The sequence below is a fragment of the Schleiferia thermophila genome (assembly GCF_003337435.1).
In the GTDB taxonomy this organism is placed as follows: Bacteria; Bacteroidota; Bacteroidia; order Flavobacteriales; family Schleiferiaceae; genus Schleiferia; species Schleiferia thermophila.
This window is the reverse complement of the sequence record NZ_QPJS01000004.1, coordinates 114,618-138,221: the sequence shown is the minus strand read 5'-3', so window position 1 is coordinate 138,221 and position 23,604 is coordinate 114,618. Positions and strand designations below refer to the sequence as shown.

The window sequence follows — 23,604 nt, the reverse complement described above, 5'->3', positions numbered from 1 at the left end:
GGTGCTGTCATTAATAATTCAACACTTTCCGGTAAATATCTGACAATTTTGAAATTGATCTTTCCCAGTTGTATGTTTCGTAAAAAAAATCCCTTTGATCGGGTGCTGGAGGAGTCTCGAGAGCTATCAGCAAAGTACTGGCAATGTCGCTTACGTTTGCCGGATCGACGTAGAATGCATATACTCCAAACACTTCAGCAGTATCACCCCTGTTGGTAATGACCACCCTACAGCCTGCAGCAGCGGCCTCAAGTGATGAAAGGCCTGAAGTTTCAAACCACGAAGGCTGAGCATGTACCCGATGTTTTAGATATTGAATCAGTAGCTCTTCAGGCCTTAAATGCCCTGTAAATTGTACATTATTAGCTGCCAATAGCTGCAAATACTTCAGATAAAACCCTGAATTTTTTCCTTTTTGTCCGGAAATCGTCAAATCTGCTCCTATAGTTTCGCAGGCCTTTATGAGAGAATGAATATTTTTAAAACCTTCAAGCCGACCGGCAGAAATGATTCCCTTGCGCTTATGCCAACTGAAGTCTCTGGAAAAAAACAAAGGGTCAATTCCCAGGGGTACGATTTCAGAATTCAACGGAATGGTTCCGGCATATTGGTATATCCTTTCCAGCTCGCTACCGGTAGTTGCAATCACACAATGGGAGTTGTCAAGAATTCTTCGGACAGATTCCCGATGGCCTAGTTTTAAGTAAGGTTGATTGCGGACGGGAATTTGCCCAAGGAACATTTTAATAATAGCTTTCATGTATTCCGTTCCATCTCGACCCAGCAATGCCAGCAGATCTCTCACAGGCCACCTCCGGCCCCGCACATCGTATTCAAAATAATCAACAAATAACGAAGAAACCACCAATGGTACCCTTAGCTTGCTTAAGTACGGAAGCAAATCGTATGGTCTACCCAGGTTGAAAAAATGCAACAGATCAAATTTGTACAGATTTAAGTTTTCACCAGCTTCAACAACTTCTGCATCGATACCAGCTTTACGGAGATAATGAGCTGTTTTTAAAGCATGTACAGCATCACCTCCCGGAGAGTTCCGATACCCCCTTCTGATCAGAATTAATATCTTCAAAAAAACAAAGCTTAAAAGGCAAATGTAAATGATGAAGTTATCCCAGTATACATGCAAAATTCTATATTGCAGGCACAAAATCTTTAACTTATGTACGTACTCATCTTTCTGGCTGTTCTGGTGGTTTTTATTGCCATCAAAGGTCTAATCATTGTAAGACAAAGCGAAACGATGGTCATTGAGCGATTTGGAAAATATCATAAAACGCTGAATTCTGGTATCAACATCATAGTGCCTTTTATAGACCAGCCCCGTCCCATTAGCTGGAGATACAGTATGGTCGGACCACGAGGTGAAACCATATCGGTTTATAAGCAAAATCCAAGAATTGATCTGAGAGAAGCGGTTTTTGATTTCCCAAAACAGAATGTGATAACGCGTGATAATGTAGTCACGGAAATCAATGCATTATTGTATTTTCAAATCATCGAACCTGAAAAAGCTTTGTACGAAATAGAAAACCTTCCTCAAGCCATTGAAAAGCTCACACAAACTACCCTTCGAAATGTGATTGGTGAAATGGATCTGGACGAAACCCTCTCCTCACGCGATACCATCAATTCAAAACTTCGCGGTATACTGGATGATGCCACCAACAAATGGGGCGTGAAGGTAAATCGTGTGGAACTTCAAGATATCAATCCCCCGAAAGACATCAGGGATGCGATGGAGAAGCAAATGCGCGCCGAAAGAGATAGAAGAGCAAGGATACTGGAAGCAGAAGGGTTAAAAACCGCCCAAATACTTGAAGCAGAAGGACAGAAAATGGCCGAAATCAACCGTGCTGAAGGGGAGAAACAAGCAGCCATCCTGCAAGCGCAAGGACAGGCAGAAGCCAAAATACAGCTAGCACGAGCTGAAGCTGAAGCCATTCGTCTGGTGTCAGAGGCCATCGCAACTACTAAAGGAGATCCGGTCAACTACCTGGTAGCCATTAAATACATTGATACTTTGAAAGAAATGGTAAAAGGAGAGGATACAAAAACTGTCTATCTGCCATTTGAGGCCACCGGGGTGTTGAGTTCACTTGGAGGCATTAAAGAATTATTGAAAACCAATTAAAAGCTGGCAATGTAGTTTCAGAGCCAAGTGCACAGACACACTTTCATGCTTGAATACATATTCCTTTGTATTTCAGTTTGACATAGAACTTTGATTTTAAATCAAATGGTTTTCGAAGAACCCAATCTTTGATGACGAAAAACGATACCAGAAGAATCCTGATTATCACATACTACTGGCCTCCATCAGGTGGAATTGCTGTACAGCGATGGCTTAGATTTACAGGACATTTGAAAACGCTCGGATGGATACCAGTGGTGTATACACCTGAAAATCCTGAAGTACTCTATGAAGACTCCTCGACAGAAAAGCTTATACCGGAAGGCATTGAAATCCTAAAAAGAAAAATTGTCGAGCCCCATTCGTTCTTTCGGTGGATTACGGGTCAGGACAGAAAAAAAACCGGTTTTGGCTTTGCTCAAGGTGGTCAGAGAAGAAGTTTCGTATCTGAACTTGGTATATGGATCCGAGGAAATTTATTCATTCCTGATGCGCGGACGTTTTGGATAAAACCTTCCATCAATTTTTTGACGAAATATTTGAAGGAAAAACCAGTAGATATACTTATCACTACAGGGCCTCCCCATTCCATGCATTTAATTGGAATGGGTGTGAAAAAACGAACAAATATTCCATGGATTGCAGATTTCAGGGATCCATGGACCAATATAGATTTTTACAAAGAATTAAAGCTCACAAAAATCAGCGATTTCATTCATCGAAAGCTCGAGAAAAAAGTACTTACCCATGCCGATGCCATTTTGGTGGTTTCAGAACAAATGAAAAGGGAATTCTCCGAAATCACTCACAAACCAATCCATGTGATCACCAATGGATTTGATGGTGAGGATTTTGAAGAAATACAAGTAGAGCCAGAAGACAAATTTCTGATAACTCATGTAGGGACCTTACCTCCCTCGAGAAATCCCATAATTCTGTGGAAAATCCTTAAAAAATTATGTGAATGCTCTGGTGAATTTTCTGCTCACTTAAAAATCAGACTTGTAGGAAAGGTAGATCAAAGTATTTTAGAGAGTATTGAAACTTATGGATTGGAAAATTATCTTGAGCATATTCCATTTGTAGAACGAAAAACAGCCTTAAAATATCAAAAACTATCTCAAATAAATCTCCTTGTTGTAAATAATACACCGAATGCAGCAGGAATATTAACCGGAAAACTCTATGAATATATGGCTGCCGGAAGGTTTATTTTAGCAATAGGCCCCGAAGGAGGTGATTTAGATACTATCTTGCGTGAAATAAATATGGGAACAACTATTGGATTCGAGGCATATGAAAAAGGCTTACATCAGATAGAAACCTTGTATCAACTTTTTAAAGAAAATAGGCTGCAACCATCAGTACAGAACACAGAAAAATACTCAAGACAAAACCTCGCAAAAGAAATTTCAAAAATCATTAAAAACACTATATATAAATGCAAAATTTCATAACAACTGTAATTGGTGCCAGACCACAATTTATCAAAGCTGCTGCAGTAAGCAGAGCTCTAAAATCGGCCGGTGTATATGAAAAAATCATCCATACAGGTCAGCATTTTGATCAGAAAATGTCGGAGATATTTTTTAGAGAAATGGAAATTCCCAGACCACATTATCAGCTCGATATTCACTCGCTACCCCATGGAGCTATGACGGGCAGGATGTTGGAGGAAATTGAAAAAATATTAATGCAAGACAGACCCAATGCAGTTCTGGTCTATGGCGATACAAATTCTACGCTTGCTGGCGCATTGGCAGCCATAAAACTCCACATACCGGTGATACATGTAGAGGCAGGCCTGCGCTCATTTGACATGAAAATGCCCGAAGAAGTCAACAGAATTCTGACAGACCGACTGTCATCACTGTTGTTCTGCCCAACTGCTACATCTGTGGAAAATCTTTACAGAGAGGGTTTTCAGCATTTTGATACAGAAATTATACATTGTGGTGATGTAATGTACGATGCAGTATTATACTATCTTGAAAAAGCAAAAAAAAGTTCTACAATCATTGAAAAACTTCATTTAAAAGAAAAAGAATTTGCTCTTGCAACCATTCACAGACAGGAAAATACTGACGATATAGACCGACTTGAGCAGATCGTAAAAGGATTGAATTCAGTAAATGAGGAGCTTTTGGTAGTTGTTCCATTACATCCACGAACTACAGCGCATCTCCAAAAAATCAATACAAAGCCCGAGTTTAAAATCATTGAACCAGTTGGTTATTTTGATATGATTGTGTTGCTAGAACATTGCAAACTGGTACTAACCGACAGTGGCGGATTGCAAAAAGAAGCATACTTTTTTTCAAAACCTTGTGTAACACTAAGAGAACAAACCGAATGGACAGAATTGGTCGCCTCAGGATGCAATCACCTGGCCGGTTACAAGGCCGAAGAAATTTTTAAAAAATATATTCAATCAATGAGCAAAGAAGGAGATTTTAGTGGAAAATTGTATGGAGATGGTCACTCAACCGAAATAATAGCAGAAAAAATTAAAAGAAAATTCATGTAAAATTTATTTTTTTACAACCATAATATACACTTTTCTTTTGGTATACTCAAAGCAAGCAAATTATTTAATCAATAGAAGCACAGAATTACAATTTTTTTCGATTCGAATTATTCAATATATTACTTAAAAATTTCGAATCAACATCTTTTTGACTTTTTTATGATAATATCAAAGTTTTGCTAGTATATGGTGATGTATTCATAGAATATTTTTTATGGGTTGTGGTTACTAATTGAATATCGGGAGTACATTAAAATGATTTTATTCCAGCTTTCCAAACTCAAATTTTTTGACTTTTTTCCATCGTTTAGCTTTTTTCAATCTTTTAATCCCATATCTAACGACAACAGCACCAGCACATTTATCTGTTGACAGCAGATGTGAGTTTGTATCAAAAGCCAATATCAGAACAAAGAATTTTAAAACATTTGAACTATAAAATATAATTAACTTTTAATTTAATATATCTTAATATTTAAGTGAATTTTTTGACATCTATTGTTTTCTCTATTATTTTAACGAATCAATAGAATATCACTATATTTGTCAAAATTTCTAAGATGACCATCACTCAACTGGAATATGCGGTAGCGGTAGACGACCACCGACATTTTGGCAAAGCAGCAGAGACTTGCAATGTAACACAGCCTACACTTAGCATGCAATTGCAAAAACTGGAAGATGACCTGGGGGTGGTGCTTTTCGATCGGTCAAAAAAACCGATAATCCCCACGGAATTAGGTCGTAAGATATTGGATCAGGCTCGCAACGTCCTTCGAGAGGCCCATAAAATCAACTTAATCATTGCCGATGCAAAAGAGCGATTTGAAGGAGAATTCAGATTGGGAATCATTCCGACTGTAGCGCCATACCTACTCCATCGGTTTATCGGAAATTTCAGAAAAACATTTCCACTGGTCACATTGGTGGTTGAAGAGCTGCAGACGGCCACCATCATTGATAAACTTCACCGCGACTATCTGGACGCAGGCATTCTGGCGACCCCACTGGAAGAACCCAATATCACGGAAGTTCCTCTCTTTTACGAACCTTTTATGGCCTATATATCTCCCATTGACCCTCTATGGAAAGAGGAGTTTGTAGTAACCTCAGAGCTAAACAGCTCAAAACTGCTGTTGCTTAGTGAAGGTCATTGTTTCCGAAACAGTGTTCTAAGAATTTGCAACGACTCTGAAGAGCAAACCAAATCAGGATTGATGGTTGAAATCGGAAATTTTGAAACTGTAATTAAATTAGTAGACGAGGGGTTTGGAAATACACTGATTCCCTATTTGATGGCACTGGAAATCAAAGGCGAAAATCAAAAAAATATCAAACTTATAGCCGAACCTCGACCCGTACGGGAAATTAGTCTTGTGTATTCGCGCAATCAATTGAAAAGTAAAATCATTCAAAAACTCGAAGAAATCGTGAAATCTTCTGTTCCAAGAAAACTATTGCAAAATCTGGGAAATGTAATCCCGCCAAAGTAAATCGGCCAGGACTTTATAGAATTACATTTGTGCACAACAACCAGCAGAAGCCAACAAAATGACCAACACAGAACTTATTCTGGAAATACTGAAATATGTATTGCCTTCTGGTTTTATGTTAATTCTCACGTATATGCTGCTCTCTAATTTTATGGAAAATGAAGAAAAGAGAAGGCGATATTCAATTCATAAAGAAAATAGTAAAATAGCTCTGCCATTGCGTTTCCAGGCATATGAGCGACTGGCTCTTTTCCTGGAACGAATATCACCCACACAACTTGTGATGCGATTGCCCTCCAAAAACCTCAATGCACGTCAGTACCGACACCTGTTGGTAAAAGCCATTCAGTCCGAATACGAGTACAATCTAAGCCAGCAGATGTATGTGAGCGACCAAGCATGGCAATATATTGTAACGGCTAAATCGGCCATGGTGGGCATCATCAATAAACTCTCCTCAGAAGCTGGAGAAGAAACCACGGCTTTGGAATTCAGCAAAATGATTATCAACCATTTCATGGAAATGGAGTCCATACCTACCAAAAAGGCACTCGCCTATCTGAAGCAGGAAATGCAGCAAGAATTTTAGAACCATGAACTTCAAAGCGGGGGATCGGGTGAGTTTTCTGGATGAGGAAGGAACGGCAGAAATACTGGAAATCAGGGGTCAACTTGCCCTTCTGCTCACTGAAGATGGCTTTGAACTCGAATACCCGCTCAACAAGTTGGTTCCCAGACCAGGAAGCCTTTCCAAAGCACTATTGTCAAAACCTTTGAATGTAAAAGACGCACCGGTTAAAACAATCATCCCTGCCAAAAAACAAAAGCCAGTCTATCTGGAAGTAGATCTGCATCTTCACGAACTGGTGGAAAAGTATTCAGGATTCACCAAAAATGATGTTTTAAACTATCAGATCAATCATGCAAAAAAACATTTTTTTAAAGCCAGAAAAGCAGGAGTAAAAAAAATCATTTTCATTCACGGTGTAGGCGATGGTATTTTGAAGCAGGAATTGAGAAAAATGTTATCCTCCTTTGATGGGATTACTTTCTACGATGCCGACTATACCAAATACGGTCTCGGAGCTACAGCTGTAGAAATTTTCAAAAAAGACAATGATTGAACCCCCAAACTAAAATTTAGAGTTGCTTATATAAAGGCGAAATACCTTTGCGGACTGTGAATCTGAAAATATTTTAAATGACAGAATTACAAACCATTATAGAATCAGCCTGGTCCGACAGAAATCTATTAAAAGAAAAAGCAACCACTGAGGCTATCGAAGAGGTTATCGAACTGCTCGACAAAGGAAAGTTACGCGTAGCTCAACCCAATGAGGGGGATTGGGTTGTAAACCAATGGGTAAAAAAAGCAGTGATACTTTATTTTCCCATCAGACAAATGGAAATTCAGGAAGCTGGGCCTATGGAATTTCACGACAAAATCCCTCTGAAGCGCGGTTATAATCAATTAGGTGTACGGGTAGTTCCTCATGCAGTAGCCAGACATGGTGCCTTTTTAGCTCCGGGAGTAATACTGATGCCCTCTTACGTAAACATTGGTGCCTATGTGGGTGCTGGCACTATGGTAGATACCTGGGCCACAGTTGGTTCCTGTGCACAAATTGGCAAAGATGTCCACTTATCAGGGGGCGTAGGCATCGGAGGTGTCCTTGAACCTGTACAGGCTAGTCCGGTCATAATTGAAGATGGTTGTTTTATAGGCTCCAGATGTATTGTGGTGGAAGGTGTAAGGGTCGGGCGCGAAGCAGTTTTGGGGGCTAATGTGGTGCTAACAGCCAGCACGAGAATAATAGATGTAAGTGGCAGTAAGCCAATGGAATACAAAGGCTATGTGCCACCGCGCTCGGTAGTGATACCAGGCAGTATTCCTAAAGAATTCCCAGCCGGCAGCTACCAGGTACCATGCGCGTTGATCATAGGCCATAGAAAAGAAAGCACAGATCTCAAGACCTCGCTCAACGAAGCATTGCGCGAATATCACATAGCAGTTTAAAACAATAATTGAAAGAATTCGTTTCAACTTGAGTTAATTGAAAAAAACAAATCCATGAACAAAGGCCAGTCTATAAAAGGATTTTCCAAGCTGAGTAAAGAGGCTAAAATCGAATGGCTTATTAACGAATACCTGGATGGCGATGAATCATACATCGACTTTTTGAGAAGTTATCTACATCCAGATGCAAAGATTCAGAAACTCCATGATGAATTTATCGAAAACACCATCACAAACTACTATCTTCCGCTTGGTATAGCACCAAATTTTCTGATCAATGGAAAGATCTATGCCCTGCCTATGGCCATTGAAGAAAGCTCTGTGGTAGCTGCTGCAGCCAAGTCGGCCAACTTCTGGCTCGAGAGGGGCGGATTCACAACAACGGTGCTATCCACCACCAAAATCGGTCACGTACACTTTATGTACTTTGGCGACGGAGAAAAACTCAAAAAATTTATAGAGCGTCATCTGGCTAAATTCTACGAAGACACCCATCACATTACGGCCAACATGCAGGCACGTGGTGGAGGTATACTCTCAATAGCACTCAAAAACCTAACCCATAAACTCGAAGGTTATTATCAACTGGAGGCGAAATTTGAAACCTGCGACTCAATGGGTGCCAACTTCATCAATTCATGCCTCGAACAGATGGCCAAAACCCTTACCATACTGATAGCAGAATCTCAAGAGTTTTCAGAAAGTGAGAAACACGTTCAGATTGTCATGAGAATCCTGTCCAACTACACTCCAGAGTGTATCGTGAAGGCAGAGGTCTCATGTCCGATCGAACAGCTTAATGCAGATGACGACATCACTCCACAAGAGTTCGCAGAGAAGTTTTACAGAGCAGTAAAAATCGCCGAAATCGAACCCTACAGAGCCACCACGCACAACAAAGGGATTTTTAACGGCATTGATGCAGTGGTCATTGCCACAGGAAACGATTTCAGAGCTGTGGAGGCAGCAGGACACACATACGCCTCGCGTGATGGGCAATACAAAAGTCTTACCCACTGCGATATTTCAGACGGCATATTCAGATTTTGGATCGAACTACCGCTGGCACTTGGTGTGGTAGGAGGTCTTACTTCCCTGCATCCGATGGTTCGATTTTCACTTGCCTTGCTTGGCAAACCCTCAGCCACAGAATTGATGGGCATAGTAGCTGCTTCCGGGCTGGCTCAAAACTTTGCTGCCCTTCGCGCACTTGTCACTTCAGGTATACAAAAAGGACATATGAAGATGCATCTGCTCAACATACTAAACCAACTGGAAGCTACTGAAGAAGAAAAAAAATTTTTTATTAACTACTTCAAAGATAAAGTGGTAACATACGCAGAAACCGTTCGCAAATTCTGTGAACTACGTGGTATACCTGCTGAAAGCTACGTCAACATCCATCACAAGTAAAAAACAGCTGAATCCATACAAAAAACCCGGATAAAACCGGGTTTTTTTAGTCCCGGTTTTTGACTATATCAACCATATATTGAATAATCGCCTCGGCATAATGGAATAAAAACGACATTTTTGCTCCTGTGGAAGCCAAGTACGCAAAATGCTTATCTGAGAAAGGATGCGAAAAGACGTCTATTCCAGTCAATAATTCCATTAATTCCTCGGATACTGAAATGTAATCCTGAAAAACCTTCTGAGGATTGAGAATTACCGCGCTGTACTGCCTGGAAATGGGTTGAAAAGCGCGCAGAAAATAGCCGCATTGAGCTTTTTTTCGCCAGATTGGAAAGTACCAACGGTCAGCAAGCCAAAGCACAGGCTTCAACAAGCGGCTGTTAAAGGCATTTGTTTGTATCGCATCTCTGGAATTGTACAACATCACATTCAGATGCTCGAGGTATTCCAAAGCGCTCCACCCATACTTGTCGTGATGGCGCAGTTGGTCTTCTTCATGGTAGTAAAAAGTACTTTGTACATAATACAACTGCATTCTGCACTTTTGCAGTAGTTCATTTTTGGAAAGGGTGTAGAAGTCAGTGGGGATAAAACTTTTTAATCCATTCATTTTCCACAATTTCAATAGGATAATGCACATTTCTGACCAATGTTTTTCGCAGGACCTTTTCTAGGTGTATTTTAAGTTTTCGCTCAAGAAAATGCTCAAGCCTAGAAATGGTATTGATGTCGAACTCCAGGAGGTCTTCATACCGTATGTGCAGTATCTGGCAATTGGTGTATTTCATAGCCTGAGTGATGTAGACATTCCAAAGACGAAATCCATTTAAAGGATCGTCAAGCATGGAGCTGTAGACTTCACCCGGTACCTGATTGCGACGACTGAGGGATAAAGCCACATCCCAACCGTGTCTGACAAGATGAACGACTCTGGCCTTGGGAAAAACTTTCAACCAATGAGGCAGGGTGAAGGTGTTGCGAGGGTCTTTCCAGCCCCATGGTCTGTCTGCCAGCCTGGAAAAGATATATTCAAATCGATTTTTAATTTGAAAGTGAATTTTGTACAATTCTTTTGCCGACCAGGTATCGAAGTGCCCTTCATCGGGTACCGCTGGTCTATCCCAATCGGCCCCGGCCGCCCACATAGCCCGTTGGTTGATGCTAAGAAAGTGCATAGCTTCGAAATTGTGATCTCTGTGGACCCCCATATGGATGCCGGCATGATGAAGTGCTTCCGCCAACATAGAGGTGCCCGAACGATGCATCCCGATTACAATGACCGGCCTTTCAAAATATTTAAAAATCAATAGTCTAAAGTATATGATTTGAAATTCAGAATGCAAAGTAAATGAAAGGAGTCAGCTCGGCCGATACCGCCTGATAAACCAATAAGACAGTCAAAACAAACGCAAACAGCTGGAGGGAGACAGGAGCCTGACAAAACCTCTTGCGATAGTTTACCTTCCAGCGCTCTGGTATCCAATGAAGTACAAAACCAATAGCCATCACCCAAAAAACATCAGAAAAAGCAGAGATCACCTGTGGTGCGGTACTAAAGGTAAAGTGCTTGTAAATCTGATGGAGCATGGCAATGGACTTTTCCCAATCTTCGCCTCTAAACCAGGTGCGGGTGAAGGTAATAAAATGAAAGGTAATCAATATACCGATGAACTGTAGGACAGGATGATTGGGATTTTTCCAGGGGCGAATTTTTTTCCATTGTTTGAAGATGACCAATCCAAGCCCATTGAGACCTCCCCACGTTACAAAATTCCAGCTGGCACCATGCCAAAGGCCGCCGAGCAACATTGTCATCATCAGGTTAATGTTGGTATCTACTTCGCGCTTAAAGGCCGGATAAATCCGACCAACTGCCCATACAGCCAGTGCAAGGACTGCAAATCCGGCGAAAATCAAAAAACTCCTAGCCAGAAAAGCGATGAAGATCAATATGCTAAACATTGAAAAATAACTAAAAAAGGAGCCGCTGCGATTACCTCCCATTGGAATGTACAAGTAATCTTTCAACCATGAAGAAAGACTCATGTGCCATCGTTTCCAGAATTCGCCTACATTTTTAGACTTATACGGCGACCAGAAATTTTGTGGCAGATAAAATCCCATGAGAAGAGCAACACCTATGGCAATATCGGTATAACCTGAAAAATCAGCATACACTTGCAAAGTATATCCATAAAGTGCCATCAGATTTTCGAAGCCTCCGTAGCGCTCCGGATCGGCAAAAACTCTATCAATAAAATTAACGGCAATAAAGTCAGCTAGTACAATTTTTTTGATCAATCCGTTGATAATCCAGAAAATTCCAAGTCCAAATTCTTCTCTGGTAAGGCGAAAAGGCTTGTAAAGCTGAGGAATAAACTCGGAAGCCCTTACGATTGGGCCTGCTACCAGCTGAGGAAAAAAACTCACATAAAAACCAAAATCCAAAATGTTTCTGACCGGGCGCACCTGATGGCGATAGATATCGACCGAATAGCTTATTGTTTGGAAAGTATAGAAAGAAATCCCTACGGGAAGGAGTATTTTATCGATGCGGAAGGATGTACCGAAGAAGCAATTGCTAAACTGTGCAAAATGGTTGATAACCTGAAAGTTTGTATTAAAAATCGCATTGAAATTATCTGTAAAAAAATACGCATACTTAAAATATCCCAAAACCGAAAGATTGAGAAAAACACTGAGGCCTACCCACGCTTTTCTGAGCACCGGGTGTTTGGTCTGATAAATTTGCTTGCCGATGAAAAAGTCTGATACGGTAGAAAATAAGAGGATCAATATGCTTAGCCCGGAAGATTTATAATAGAAAAACAGAGAAACCAGAAACAGATAAGCATTGCGCAGCAAGCGCTGAGGGTACACCAAAGAATAAAACCCCAGCACTATGAAATAAAAACCCCAAAAGAAAAATCTTGAAAATATAAGGGGGTTAGCGGGGTCATAAGTTATTAAATCTACTATTCGCTGCCACATAAATTATACATCAAAGGTTGTTGAGTTCTGACTTTGTCACTTCAGCCAGAGCACGGATAATCGCAGCGCTGATAGCATGCCCTACAAGGGTGTAACCTCGCGGAGTGAGGTGTATCATGTCGGCTGTCATAAGACCGGCTTGTTTCCACTGACGCGACGAGCCGATACCCCCCATGATTTCCAGCACGTCAATCACACCGGCCTGATGTTTTTCGGCGAGTTCCATCAAGGCTTCCCGGGCAAGAAGGGCGTTTCTGTTGGGATATTTGCGCTGGTAATAGCTATCGGTATTGGTAAGAAAGATGAAGAAGACGGTTCTGTTGCCCCGTCTGAAGGCATTCATTAGCCGTTCGTAGTTGGCTTTGAAGAGTTCTTGATCAAATTTACCTTGTGGTACGTTGGCGTCGTTGATACCGATTCCAAAGATGACCATATCGGCACGCAAATACCTGATTTGTTTTGTAAAAGCATCACTTCTGAGGTAAGAGGATGTAGTGGCTCCATTCACTCCGATGGCATGGTATACAAGGGATGGTTTTTCTAGAAAAAACTGTATGCCCTGTATTACAAACTTCTGGGCAGAGTCCAGATAGCTTCGCAAAATAAACTGGTTGGAGCTGATGGGGTATTCAAATACAAATTCAGTAAAACCAGCAGACGGATTTTCCCATGTAATCAGAAGATTTTCCTTTCCATTCCAGACGGGTTTCATGTATTCGGGCCCGAAGGGATGATAAATTCTGATGCGGTCATACAAGTACTCCCGGCCATTGAAAGGCATTAGCTGAACGGCAAATGTGGCTTCGGGGTCATAGGTTGTGGCGGTGATTCCACAAATGCCAAACTCAGCAAAATCGCTATTTACGGACGTTCTGTGTCCAATCCAACTACCTGTGAAGTTGATTTTGAAGTCCTGGGGGTTGTTGGTACCGGCCAATTTGAAGGGAAAAAGCAAGCCCCGATCGCCAAAAAAAGAGGGATGAAGATGGACAAGATTGTTTCGTACTGTATTGGGCAATACTCCACCTTGTACATGAGAACCTCCAATGTGCACCAGGTTGAGGTCTGAGATCCTGCCATCTGCCAGTTTTGAGACCTTATGGGCAAATGCTTTCAGGGTTGAATCACCCCCGGGAAGCAACAGCCGGATGTGTTCATGGGAAATAAGGGTACTGCGATTGAGATGCTCATACATTTCCGAAATTGGCTGTGCATAGGCCAGGAAAGGAAGGTTTAGAATTGTCAGAAAAATTCGTTTATATACCAGGTTCATTCACGGAATGTGTATGGTTAGGAGGTTCGGGTTTTCTTTTTCGATTTTTCAGATGCTGCATCCGGTCGGATTCTAGGATTTCATAGAGTTTTTCGGCGGCCAGGCGGGCTCCGGCGGGGGTAAAGTGTATGTAATCGGTAGCGGCCAGGGGCGGGTCGGAGGTTACCCATCTGACCATGCTGCCCTCTCCTCCCATGGCTTCCATCAGGTCGTAATATGCTGCTCCGGCTGATGTGATGTGGAGGATGAGAGAATCTCGGTAATCTGAAAGCAATGGATGCGTGACAAAGGCATCTCTTACCTTCACAGACATATCGCTTGGTCCGATGAAAAGGATGGGAGTATTTTCCGAGAGTTTTCGGAGAAGTCTTACCTGACGGGCGATGTTGGCTGCACTACGTCCGGCAGCTTCTCTATCTTTCAGGTAGGGTACGGCATTGCCGCCAAATTGCAGGATGATGAGTGCTGTTTTTTCTTTTTTGAAGAAATGGGCAAGCTGCTTCAAGTCGGTACGGGCAAAGGAGGTACCATCAGCTCCGCGCATGGGCACATTGTCCAGCACGAGACCGGTAGAAGACTCAAGGCTGATACCATAAACATCGGGGCTATGACGGGCCGAGAATTCGAGTCTGACTGTACTGCCCATCTCATTCAGTGGTATAAGTAGTGCAGTATCTTTTTCCAGAAGGGGTGGAATTAGGAAATGTTGTAAAAGAGTTCCGTTTTGAGAAACGGCGATTTCAAAATCCATTGCATTATTGCCGAGCCAGACTTTTAGTTGGTTATAATGCAGGGTATTTTTAAATCCGCGATTGGACGCAGATACCTCAATCCAGGCGTTCTGGACCGAATGACAAAGGGCTGTATCGGCAGGAGTGAAGCGGGCAAAGCTTTGAAAAGGTCCAAACCTTCGATGGGTAATATCGGGATGTGACCTGCCAAATGCTGTGTATCGCATCCAATTATCGCTGTTGGAATGTGTTGCTGAGAGATGGGGTATCCATGCATTAGCGGGCAGATAGCCCATTCCTCCGCCACCGATCAACGATTGCCAGCGCTCGCGCAGGTATGAGGAGATGCGATCGTTTTCGATCTGTGAATCGCCGTAATGAATCACGCGAATTGTGCCTTTGATGGGATTACCCTTGGTGGTAATTTCATAGAATCCGGCCAGTGGGGACACCTTGCCACTGTAGAGCAATAGCGGGCGTTTTTTTCTTGCCGCAGGCTGTATGGCAATAGAATCGGGAGCTCCTGAGTGCTGCAGGGAGTCTGTAACTGAAGAAGGAGTTTTTGACAGGTTTGTTGTACCCCATCCAAAATCGCTGAAAGTGGCAAAATAGATCTTGCGGCCAAGGAGTGTAAAGCCTTGTTCAGGAATCCATGCCATGAGCAGCAGTAGAATGACTCCGGCGTTTAGAAAGAAGATAAAGACATCTTTCGGTGTAATATCTTTATTCATTAAGTGCGAAAATGGAGCAGAGACAAAAACGTGCTGGTAAAATTACGAGTACAAATAAATTGCAATGCATCTGGAAGGAGAGTATTTTTTCCGGATTACCCGGAATTCCGCGAAACCCTGACCACCAGCACAAACGGTGCGTGAGCCTGCGTGAGGCGGATGGAGGACGCCCCATTCGGGGCGGTCCCCGCCAAAACATTTTGGCGGGGACGGAACTCCGGAATACGCCGACCTCTGCGGGCATGCGGTGGATTGTACATAGCAAAGCCCGCAGAGGGCACGCCCTCATCCAAAAAAATAAATAAGCGAGGGTAGCTGATGCGGGTAGGTTTTTATGCTTGCATAATATTTTTTGTATATTTAGCGCTCCAAACAAGTTAAAAGGAATTCGTACCATGAACGCATACATTGTGGCTGCTAAGCGAACTGCTGTAGGTAAGGCCCCCAAGGGAAAACTTAGATTTTTCAGACCGGATGATATGGCTGCAGAGGTCATTAAAAGTCTTTTGGCCGAATTGCCACAGCTGGACCGGGAGCGCATCAACGACGTGATTGTGGGCAATGCGATGCCGGAAGCCGAACAGGGGCTAAACGTAGGAAGGCTCATTTCTCTCATGGGGCTTGATACGGTAAAGGTTGGCGGCATGACCGTGAACCGGTATTGTGCATCAGGCCTGGAAACCATAGCGATTGCTGCAGCCAAAATACATGCGGGTTTGGCTGAATGCATAATCGCCGGAGGGGTGGAAAGCATGAGCTACATTCCGATGGGCGGGTGGAAAGTGACCCCAAATTACGAACTGGCCAAGGTGCATGCTGACTACTACAACAACATGGGTCTGACCGCTGAGGCTGTGGCTAAAAAGTATCAGATATCTCGCGAGGACCAGGATGCATTTGCCTATAGATCGCACCAAAGAGCTCTGAAAGCCCTGTCTGAAGGGCTTTTCAAAGATGAAATTGTGCCGCTGACGGTACGGGAAGTATATCTGGACGAACGGGAAAAAAGACAGGAGCGCACATATACTTTTTCTATAGATGAAGGGCCAAGGCCGGATACCAGTTTGGAGGCACTTGCAAAGCTCAAACCTGTATTTGCCGAAAAAGGCAGCGTGACAGCCGGTAATTCCTCGCAGACGTCGGATGGTGCAGCATTTGTGGTGGTGATGAGTGAAAAGATGGTAAACGAACTGAATCTTAAACCTTTAGCGAGATTAATTACCTATGATGTAGCAGGAGTGGAACCGAGAATCATGGGCATAGGTCCGGTAGAAGCCATTCCAAAAGCCCTGAAAAGAGCCGGTTTGAATTTGAATGATATCGATTTAATTGAGCTAAACGAAGCTTTTGCGGCTCAATCAGTGGCCGTGATCCGGGAGCTCGGCATCCGTGAAGAAATTACAAACGTAAACGGAGGAGCCATAGCGCTGGGACATCCGCTGGGGTGCTCCGGGGCCAAACTAAGTGTGCAGCTCTTTAATGAAGCTAAAAGAAGAAAGGCCAAATATGGAATGGTGACCATGTGTGTGGGCACAGGACAGGGAGCTGCAGGTATTTATGAAATTTTTTAACCTTAGGCATCTTTTACCCACGGGGTAAAAATGCAGAAAAAGGAGTATTTTTAGCGCCGAAAAAAGTTAGTAAAATCCAATGTTTGAAGAAAAACTTCGATACAGTGACGAAGAACTGGAATTTTTTAAAGATTTGATTTTAAAAAAAATAGAAAAAGCGGAGTACGATCTTAAGGTGCTTAAAGAAGCTATTTCGAACAGTGCCGGAAACGGTACGGATGATACATCTCCTACTTTTAAAGCTTTTGAAGAAGGTTCGGAAACCATGAGCAAAGAAGCCAATGCACAGCTGGCCGCCCGTCAGGAGAAATTTATAAGAGACCTTAAAAACGCCTTGCTGAGAATTGAAAATAAGACTTATGGAATTTGCAGAGAGACGGGAAGGCTGATTCCGAAAGAGCGTTTGATGCTGGTACCTCATGCTACACTCAGTATTGAGGCCAAGGAAGGAAGAAATAACCGAACAAAGTGAGGCAAAATCTATTAATTGTAGCTCTGATTCTGCTGGCAGATCAGGCCCTCAAAATTTGGGTAAAACTGACAATGATGCTGGGCCAGGAGCATAGAATAACCGATTGGTTTATCCTTCACTTTACTGAAAATCCGGGCATGGCCTTTGGACTGGAATGGGGAGGTGACGTCGGCAAATATCTCTTGACGATATTCCGGATAGCAGCCTCAGTGTGGATATTTACCTGGTTGGTCAAATTAAATCGAAACCATGTTCCTGCTGTGGCACAGATCAGTGTTGCTCTGGTATTGGCCGGTGCGGTGGGCAATTTGATAGACAGTCTGTTTTACGGATTACTTTTCGACCATAGTTATCATCAGGTTGCTACCTTGTTTCCTAAAGGAGGGGGTTATGCAGGATTTATGCTTGGGCATGTAGTGGACATGTTTTATTTTCCTCTGATTCACACCACCCTTCCAGATTGGATACCTTTTTGGGGGGGGAAGGAGTTTTTGTTTTTTCAGCCGATCTTCAATATTGCAGATGCGTCCATTACAGTGGGAGTAGGTCTAATGATTGTTTACCAAAGGTACTTGTTTGAGAAAAATGCTCAACAGCACTCAGTGGCCTGACAAACGATCGCGGTTTAGATGCATGTGGCGAAATGCAGAATATTTTTACTCAAAATTGAAAATTTCTTAACGTAAGTCTTCGTGTTGAATTAAAATTTGCGGTAGATTTAAGTCTCATTACCCAAATAGCGCAACTTGAACAAGGTACCCTCGAATTCCTTTAGAAAAAGGAATTTTTCTTCGACTTCATTGATTTTTAATTTTTCAATAAGTCTTTTATTTTTTCTTACAAAAACTTATTCCCAGCCGCAATGGATTTTGGTTAATCAAAGCCAGCCGCAAACGGATACCGTAAAACAGTGTGTAAACACTGCCATACCACTCTCTACAAACATCAACGCCGGTACACTGAATTGGAGCGCTTCCGGGGGTGTTCCATCCAGTTCTACGGTTGCTTCTTTCAATGTTCAGTATTCCAATCCCGGTGTGTACAAAGTTACCTTAGACACCAACGGGACCCGATTAGACTCGATATACTTCTGGATCGGAGTTCCTGATTCAGTGCACTTTAATCCTCCAAAATCGACTTTCTGTCTGAATGACGACCCTTTGTTTCTGAGTGGCGGATATCCGGCTGGAGGATTTTTCAGCGGGCCTGGTGTAAGCGGCAATGTTTTTTATCCATCAGTGGCTGGTGTCGGGTCGCATCAAATTACGTATACCATTACAAATTCTTTTGGATGCATCAGTACCTATTCAATGACTTTTGTGGTACATGATCTTCCAAAAATAGATACCATCATATCGACCGGACAATTTAGTATATTCAATGGCTTGACGACTTACAAATTCTGCACAGTTAATCAGAATCAGACTTTCAATTTAACCTTTTCATCCAGCATATACAGCTTTTATAAACTGTATCTTAACAACAATGTAATCGACTCCGGAACCACTTTACCGAATTTTAAGCCCATTTCATTGACCAGTCCGGGACTTTATGAGGTGGTTCTTGAGCTGACCAATGCCAATGGGTGCAGCAATTCGAAGAAAATACAGCTGTTTTATGGTACCAATCCGGCAATTGGGATCAACTCACTGGGCAACACCATTCGTTGCCTGCCAAAAGACAGTAGCGGACAAGCTTTCTCATTTATTTTCTCCAATTATCAATCCAATCCACCCGGCACCACCTATACAGTAGTCGTAAACGACGTACCATCTGTATATACTTACATACATCCTCCCCCTGATACATTTACTCACATATTTTATAAGAATTCATGTGACCCAACCAAATCCAATCAGTTTACCGTCACAATCACAGCGACAAACCCCTGTTTTTCCACTACAGCCTCCGTCAACGGAATTGTATTGAACGAGGCTGTGACTGCAGGTTTTACTGTACCTGATACGGTGTGTGTTAGTTCAGCTGTTCAGATCACGGATACATCGATAGGCGGAATTTTCATTCAAAGTCCGAGTATTTGTGATTCGAATAAAAAAGTTGTCTGGAGTATCAGTCCGTCCACCTATACAGTACTATCTGGCAGCATGGGAATAATGTTTAACAATTCCACAGACCCTGCTGATTGGATATCAGGCACTTCAAATATTACAGTACAATTTAACCAACCAGGACTATATACTATCAAACAGTTTGTCGGAAATGTGGATGAGTGTGGTGCCGATTCAGCCATAAAGGTGATATGTGTAGGAAAACCACCTGACGATCTTGGAATTAATTTTAAATTTATAAACAACGATTCTTCATTTTGCAAACCATTTTCCGTTGGCTTTGAGGATGCGGGAGATTCGATTTACTCATGCCTGCCCAACCGCGTTAGGTGGGAAATACAGCCCTCGACCGGTTTTACGGTGGATTCAGGCTCTCTGGCATCCAGGTTTGTTCAACTCACTATCAATGAAGTGGGTGAATACAGATTGCTGATGATCAAGGAAAATTTTTGTGGTGTAGATTCTGTCGATACTGTATTTCGCATTATCAGCAAGCCTTTTCTGCAAATGCCGCCAGCGATGGCATATTGTGGACCACAGATCATCGCATTTGGCCTTGACTCCGGACACATCCCTGTTATTTACGACAGTTTGAGCACATTGGAGTATTTCTGGAGTGTAAGCCCGCCTGTCGGATGGTCGTTTATTACAGGAAGTACACCAAGCGATTCTGTGCCTGTGATTTCTTTCGATTCGGCTGGAGTTTATTGGGTAAAATTAAGAATTTCAAACATTTGTGGTGAAGTGACAGACTCGCAGAAAGTTGAAATCTTTGAGTTGCCAAAAATTCAGGTTGATTCGGTTTACTATGTGTGTTATGGTGAAAATTTCTCCCTTACACCAGTGGTTACCTCAGGGAACCCCCCTTATTTTACTTATTGGAATTGCAGCTGCAATCAGTCAGATACTTCTAACACAGTATTTATAACAGGAATAACCGATACGATTTCAATCAACTATTTTGTTGTGGATGAAAAAGGATGTACCGACAGTGCAACTTTTTATGTGGTACCATATCCTCCAATTCAGTTATCAAACAATGCACCGCCTTTTGTTTGTCAATCTGATACCATACAAATTCAGGTAACTGCCAGCGGTGGCGGAGGTGGTTTTCAATATCAGTGGAGTCCTTCGGTCGGACTTACCAGTACAAATACATCAAGTACTACACTTATAGCCAGTCTTGCAGATAGCCTTTATGTAGTGACTGTAACGGATGCTAACAACTGCCAGGTCACAGATACGATTTTACTACCCATAATTCCCTTGCCTCCTGTGAATGCAGGCGGCAATAAAAATATCTGCCCCGGCGATTCTGTTTTAATTGGTTCTCCAGGCAATCCTGGTTTGTTGTACGTATGGTTTGATTCTTCTTCTAATGTTTTAGACTCAACGGATCAATTATGGGTGAAACCTACACTCAACAGTGTGTATTATCTGATGGTAGAAGACTCAGTATATCAGTGCAGAAATTATGATACTGTTCACGTTAATTTAAATCCTCAACCCAATGCAATTTTTAGTTTATCTGACTCTGCAATATGCTCAGGTCAAAGTATTTACACTTCCAACAGCTCGGATATAGGATTAATGTACCAATGGTATTTAAACGACTCATTAATAAGCACTGCTTACAACACTAGTTTTTCCCTGGTAAATCCAGGAAATCAAGACAGCCTTGTTACCATTAAACTTGTGATAACTGCAGGCACGGGATGTCGTGATTCTATAAGCAGAACTGTGGTGATTAACCCATTACCCCTGGCCAGCTTCTCCATGCCCCCATCCCTCTGTGCCAACGACTCCCTGAGCCCCCTCAACCTCTCCTCCGGTAAAACACCCCTCCAATACCTCTGGACCGTCAACGACTCCTCCGTCCTCATCTCCAACCCCTCCGCTCCAAACCCCGTCTTCTACTTCCCGGACAACCAATCCAACAACCCCATCACCTACTCCATCTCCCTCATCGTCACTTCCCCTGACGGATGCTCCGATACCTCCTCTCACTCCATCTCCCTCCTGCCTAGACCCATCGCCAACTTCTCCCTGCCTCCCAACTCCTGCTCCCCCTTCAGCCTCTCTCCCGCTGACTCCTCAATAGGCCTCAACCTCTCCTACCTCTGGTCCATCTCCCCATCCTCCAACGTCTCCTCCTCCAACCTCAATACCCCTAACCCCTCCTTCCTGCTGCCCCTCTCCTCAGCAGACTCCATCACCTACACCATCTCCCTGACCATCACCGACTCCAACGGCTGTAAAGACTCCATCTCCAAATCCTTCGTCGCTTACCCACGACCCATCGCCTCCTTCTCCCCTTCCCATACCTCCGTCTGCGACTCCTCCACCGTCTCCTTTACCAACCTCTCCTCCTCCGGTCAGTCCAACTTGCCCCAACTCTCCTACTTCTGGAACTTTGGCAACGGACTAACCGATACCTCCGCAAACCCCTCCGTCACCTTCTCCAACCCCTCTACAAACGATACCTCCTTCACCGTCTCCCTCACTGTCACCAATGCCTTCGGATGTACCGACTCCTCCTCCCAAACCATCACCGTACACCCCAATGCCAATGCTCAACTCAACGTCCTCAGCTCCGTCGAATGCGCCCCCTTTACCATCGATACTTCCAAAGTAAAACCCCTCCTCTTCCCCAATGCCAACACCTCCTACCTCTGGAAAATCATTAAAAACAACTCCGTCATCGCCTCTTTCAGCGGTCCTGACTCCCTGAACTACACCATCGCCAACGACGGCGACTCCGTCATCGTCCGACTCATCGCCCTCTCACCCTACAACTGCAAAGCCGATAGCACCGAACACCTCTTCTACACCATCCTCAACCCCTCTGCCAGCTTCACCCTCCTGCCCGACTCGGCCTGCTCCCCGGCTACCTTCATCGTCCTGAACAACTCCTCCCCCAACGTCCAGTACCAATGGGCTATCAACAACAGCATCACCCCTATCTCCTCTCAAAACCCCTCCTTCTCCTTCCTCAACCTCTCCAACTCCTCCGACTCCACCATCTCCATCCGACTCGTAGTGACCGCCGGTACCGGTTGTACCGATACCGCCTACCAATCCATCACCCTCAAACCAAAACCCTTGGCCAGCTTCTCCATGCCCCCATCCCTCTGTGCCAACGACTCCCTGAGCCCCCTCAACCTCTCCTCCGGTAAAACACCCCTCCAATACCTCTGGACCGTCAGCGACTCCTCCGTCCTCATCTCCAACCCCTCCGCTCCCATCCCCGTCTTCTACTTCCCGGACAACCAATCCAACAACCCCATCACCTACTCCATCTCCCTCATCGTCTCCTCCCAGGACGGATGCTCCGATACCTCCTCCCACTCCATCTCCCTCCTGCCTAGACCCATCGCCAACTTCTCCCTGCCTCCCAACTCCTGCTCCCCCTTCAGCCTCTCTCCCGCTGACTCCTCAATAGGCCTCAACCTCTCCTACCTCTGGTCCATCTCCCCATCCTCCAACGTCTCCTCCTCCAACCTCAATACCCCTAACCCCTCCTTCCTGCTGCCCCTCTCCTCAGCAGACTCCATCACCTACACCATCTCCCTGACCATCACCGACTCCAACGGCTGTAAAGACTCCATCTCCAAATCCTTCGTCGCTTACCCACGACCCATCGCCTCCTTCTCCCCTTCCCATACCTCCGTCTGCGACTCCTCCACCGTCTCCTTTACCAACCTCTCCTCCTCCGGTCAGTCCAACTTGCCCCAACTCTCCTACTTCTGGAACTTTGGCAACGGACTAACCGATACCTCCGCAAACCCCTCCGTCACCTTCTCCAACCCCTCTACAAACGATACCTCCTTCACCGTCTCCCTCACTGTCACCAATGCCTTCGGATGTACCGACTCCTCCTCCCAAACCATCACCGTACACCCCAATGCCAATGCTCAACTCAACGTCCTCAGCTCCGTCGAATGCGCCCCCTTTACCATCGATACTTCCAAAGTAAAACCCCTCCTCTTCCCCAATGCCAACACCTCCTACCTCTGGAAAATCATTAAAAACAACTCCGTCATCGCCTCTTTCAGCGGTCCTGACTCCCTGAACTACACCATCGCCAACGACGGCGACTCCGTCATCGTCCGACTCATCGCCCTCTCACCCTACAACTGCAAAGCCGATAGCACCGAACAA

18 protein-coding genes are annotated in these 23,604 nt (G+C 43.8%); 12 read left to right on the top strand and 6 right to left on the bottom strand.

Annotation, left to right across the window (positions count from 1 at the left end; translation table 11 throughout):
- Positions 1-10: 10 nt before the first annotated feature.
- Complete coding sequence (locus DES35_RS09255; protein ID WP_125039475.1) at positions 11-1,090, bottom strand: glycosyltransferase family 4 protein; 1,080 nt, start codon at positions 1,088-1,090, stop codon at positions 11-13.
- Positions 1,091-1,180: 90 nt separating this feature from the next.
- Between DES35_RS09255 and DES35_RS09250 the strand changes: the two genes are divergently transcribed.
- The 8 genes from DES35_RS09250 to DES35_RS09215 all read left to right on the top strand — a co-directional run bounded on the left by DES35_RS09250 (position 1,181) and on the right by DES35_RS09215 (position 9,602).
- A complete protein-coding gene (locus DES35_RS09250; protein ID WP_037358958.1) occupies positions 1,181-2,152 on the top strand; it encodes an SPFH domain-containing protein in 972 nt (323 codons plus the stop codon).
- A 131-nt stretch (positions 2,153-2,283) separates the two neighbouring features.
- Positions 2,284-3,609: a glycosyltransferase gene (locus DES35_RS09245; RefSeq protein ID WP_037358955.1), complete on the top strand. Its 1,326-nt coding sequence runs from the start codon at positions 2,284-2,286 to the stop codon at positions 3,607-3,609.
- Complete coding sequence (gene wecB, locus DES35_RS09240) at positions 3,594-4,679, top strand: non-hydrolyzing UDP-N-acetylglucosamine 2-epimerase (protein ID WP_037358953.1); 1,086 nt, start codon at positions 3,594-3,596, stop codon at positions 4,677-4,679. The genes DES35_RS09245 and wecB overlap by 16 nt, the downstream gene beginning before the upstream one ends.
- A gap of 560 nt (positions 4,680-5,239) precedes the next feature.
- Positions 5,240-6,172: a LysR family transcriptional regulator gene (locus DES35_RS09235; protein ID WP_037358950.1), complete on the top strand. Its 933-nt coding sequence runs from the start codon at positions 5,240-5,242 to the stop codon at positions 6,170-6,172.
- Between the two features lie 58 nt (positions 6,173-6,230).
- Positions 6,231-6,761, top strand: coding sequence for a DUF7935 family protein (locus tag DES35_RS09230; RefSeq protein ID WP_037358948.1), 531 nt, complete (start codon positions 6,231-6,233; stop codon positions 6,759-6,761).
- Positions 6,762-6,765: 4 nt separating this feature from the next.
- On the top strand, positions 6,766-7,296 hold the full coding sequence (locus DES35_RS09225; protein ID WP_114366410.1) for a Smr/MutS family protein: 531 nt from the start codon (positions 6,766-6,768) through the stop codon (positions 7,294-7,296).
- 77 nt (positions 7,297-7,373) lie between these two features.
- On the top strand, positions 7,374-8,189 hold the full coding sequence (locus tag DES35_RS09220; protein WP_037358943.1) for a 2,3,4,5-tetrahydropyridine-2,6-dicarboxylate N-succinyltransferase: 816 nt from the start codon (positions 7,374-7,376) through the stop codon (positions 8,187-8,189).
- Between the two features lie 54 nt (positions 8,190-8,243).
- Positions 8,244-9,602, top strand: a complete 1,359-nt coding sequence (locus DES35_RS09215) for a hydroxymethylglutaryl-CoA reductase, degradative (RefSeq protein ID WP_051889321.1) — start codon at positions 8,244-8,246, stop codon at positions 9,600-9,602.
- Between the two features lie 46 nt (positions 9,603-9,648).
- Here the strand turns inward: DES35_RS09215 and DES35_RS09210 are convergent, their stop codons facing one another.
- Genes DES35_RS09210 through DES35_RS09190 form a run of 5 tightly spaced genes read right to left on the bottom strand, consistent with a single transcriptional unit; the run spans position 9,649 to position 15,331 of the window.
- Positions 9,649-10,215 carry a hypothetical protein gene (locus tag DES35_RS09210; protein ID WP_037358941.1) on the bottom strand — a complete coding sequence of 189 codons (567 nt, stop codon included), beginning with the start codon at positions 10,213-10,215 and terminating at the stop codon, positions 9,649-9,651.
- Entirely contained in the window at positions 10,184-10,912 is a 729-nt protein-coding gene (locus DES35_RS09205; protein ID WP_051889320.1) for a sulfotransferase family protein, read from the bottom strand. Before DES35_RS09205 ends, DES35_RS09210 begins: the two co-directional genes overlap by 32 nt.
- 25 nt (positions 10,913-10,937) lie before the next feature.
- Positions 10,938-12,596 (bottom strand): MBOAT family O-acyltransferase, encoded by a 1,659-nt coding sequence (locus tag DES35_RS09200; RefSeq protein ID WP_037358939.1) that lies wholly within the window; start codon positions 12,594-12,596, stop codon positions 10,938-10,940.
- A 10-nt stretch (positions 12,597-12,606) separates the two neighbouring features.
- The gene (locus DES35_RS09195; protein ID WP_114366409.1) at positions 12,607-13,869 is read right to left on the bottom strand and encodes a GDSL-type esterase/lipase family protein; all 1,263 of its coding nucleotides are present in this window, start codon (positions 13,867-13,869) and stop codon (positions 12,607-12,609) included.
- Complete coding sequence (locus DES35_RS09190; RefSeq protein ID WP_037358935.1) at positions 13,853-15,331, bottom strand: SGNH/GDSL hydrolase family protein; 1,479 nt, start codon at positions 15,329-15,331, stop codon at positions 13,853-13,855. The genes DES35_RS09195 and DES35_RS09190 overlap by 17 nt, the downstream gene beginning before the upstream one ends.
- Positions 15,332-15,726: 395 nt before the next feature.
- On the opposite strand from DES35_RS09190, the gene DES35_RS09180 reads away from it, so the two are divergent.
- From DES35_RS09180 to DES35_RS11735, 4 genes are all read left to right on the top strand, one after another.
- Positions 15,727-16,902, top strand: a complete 1,176-nt coding sequence (locus DES35_RS09180; protein WP_037358931.1) for an acetyl-CoA C-acyltransferase — start codon at positions 15,727-15,729, stop codon at positions 16,900-16,902.
- A 79-nt stretch (positions 16,903-16,981) separates the two neighbouring features.
- Positions 16,982-17,374 (top strand): TraR/DksA family transcriptional regulator, encoded by a 393-nt coding sequence (locus tag DES35_RS09175; RefSeq protein WP_037358930.1) that lies wholly within the window; start codon positions 16,982-16,984, stop codon positions 17,372-17,374.
- Positions 17,371-17,985 carry a lipoprotein signal peptidase gene (locus DES35_RS09170; RefSeq protein WP_037358928.1) on the top strand — a complete coding sequence of 205 codons (615 nt, stop codon included), beginning with the start codon at positions 17,371-17,373 and terminating at the stop codon, positions 17,983-17,985. The genes DES35_RS09175 and DES35_RS09170 overlap by 4 nt, the downstream gene beginning before the upstream one ends.
- 258 nt (positions 17,986-18,243) lie before the next feature.
- The coding region (locus tag DES35_RS11735; RefSeq protein WP_211306551.1) for a PKD domain-containing protein at positions 18,244-23,604 on the top strand (5,361 nt) is incomplete at its 3' end.

Bases quoted from the DNA above. Each gene is read 5' to 3' on its own strand.
- DES35_RS09180 (WP_037358931.1), top strand. From the start codon at position 15,727: ATGAACGCATACATTGTGGCTGCTAAGCGAACTGCTGTAGGTAAGGCC.
- DES35_RS09190 (WP_037358935.1), bottom strand. From the start codon at position 15,331: ATGAATAAAGATATTACACCGAAAGATGTCTTTATCTTCTTTCTAAAC.
- DES35_RS09225 (WP_114366410.1), top strand. From the start codon at position 6,766: ATGAACTTCAAAGCGGGGGATCGGGTGAGTTTTCTGGATGAGGAAGGA.
- DES35_RS09195 (WP_114366409.1), bottom strand. From the start codon at position 13,869: ATGAACCTGGTATATAAACGAATTTTTCTGACAATTCTAAACCTTCCT.
- DES35_RS09230 (WP_037358948.1), top strand. From the start codon at position 6,231: ATGACCAACACAGAACTTATTCTGGAAATACTGAAATATGTATTGCCT.
- DES35_RS09210 (WP_037358941.1), bottom strand. From the start codon at position 10,215: ATGAATGGATTAAAAAGTTTTATCCCCACTGACTTCTACACCCTTTCC.
- DES35_RS09245 (WP_037358955.1), top strand. From the start codon at position 2,284: ATGACGAAAAACGATACCAGAAGAATCCTGATTATCACATACTACTGG.
- DES35_RS09220 (WP_037358943.1), top strand. From the start codon at position 7,374: ATGACAGAATTACAAACCATTATAGAATCAGCCTGGTCCGACAGAAAT.
- DES35_RS09215 (WP_051889321.1), top strand. From the start codon at position 8,244: ATGAACAAAGGCCAGTCTATAAAAGGATTTTCCAAGCTGAGTAAAGAG.
- wecB (WP_037358953.1), top strand. From the start codon at position 3,594: ATGCAAAATTTCATAACAACTGTAATTGGTGCCAGACCACAATTTATC.
- DES35_RS09200 (WP_037358939.1), bottom strand. From the start codon at position 12,596: ATGTGGCAGCGAATAGTAGATTTAATAACTTATGACCCCGCTAACCCC.
- DES35_RS09250 (WP_037358958.1), top strand. From the start codon at position 1,181: ATGTACGTACTCATCTTTCTGGCTGTTCTGGTGGTTTTTATTGCCATC.
- DES35_RS09235 (WP_037358950.1), top strand. From the start codon at position 5,240: ATGACCATCACTCAACTGGAATATGCGGTAGCGGTAGACGACCACCGA.
- DES35_RS09175 (WP_037358930.1), top strand. From the start codon at position 16,982: ATGTTTGAAGAAAAACTTCGATACAGTGACGAAGAACTGGAATTTTTT.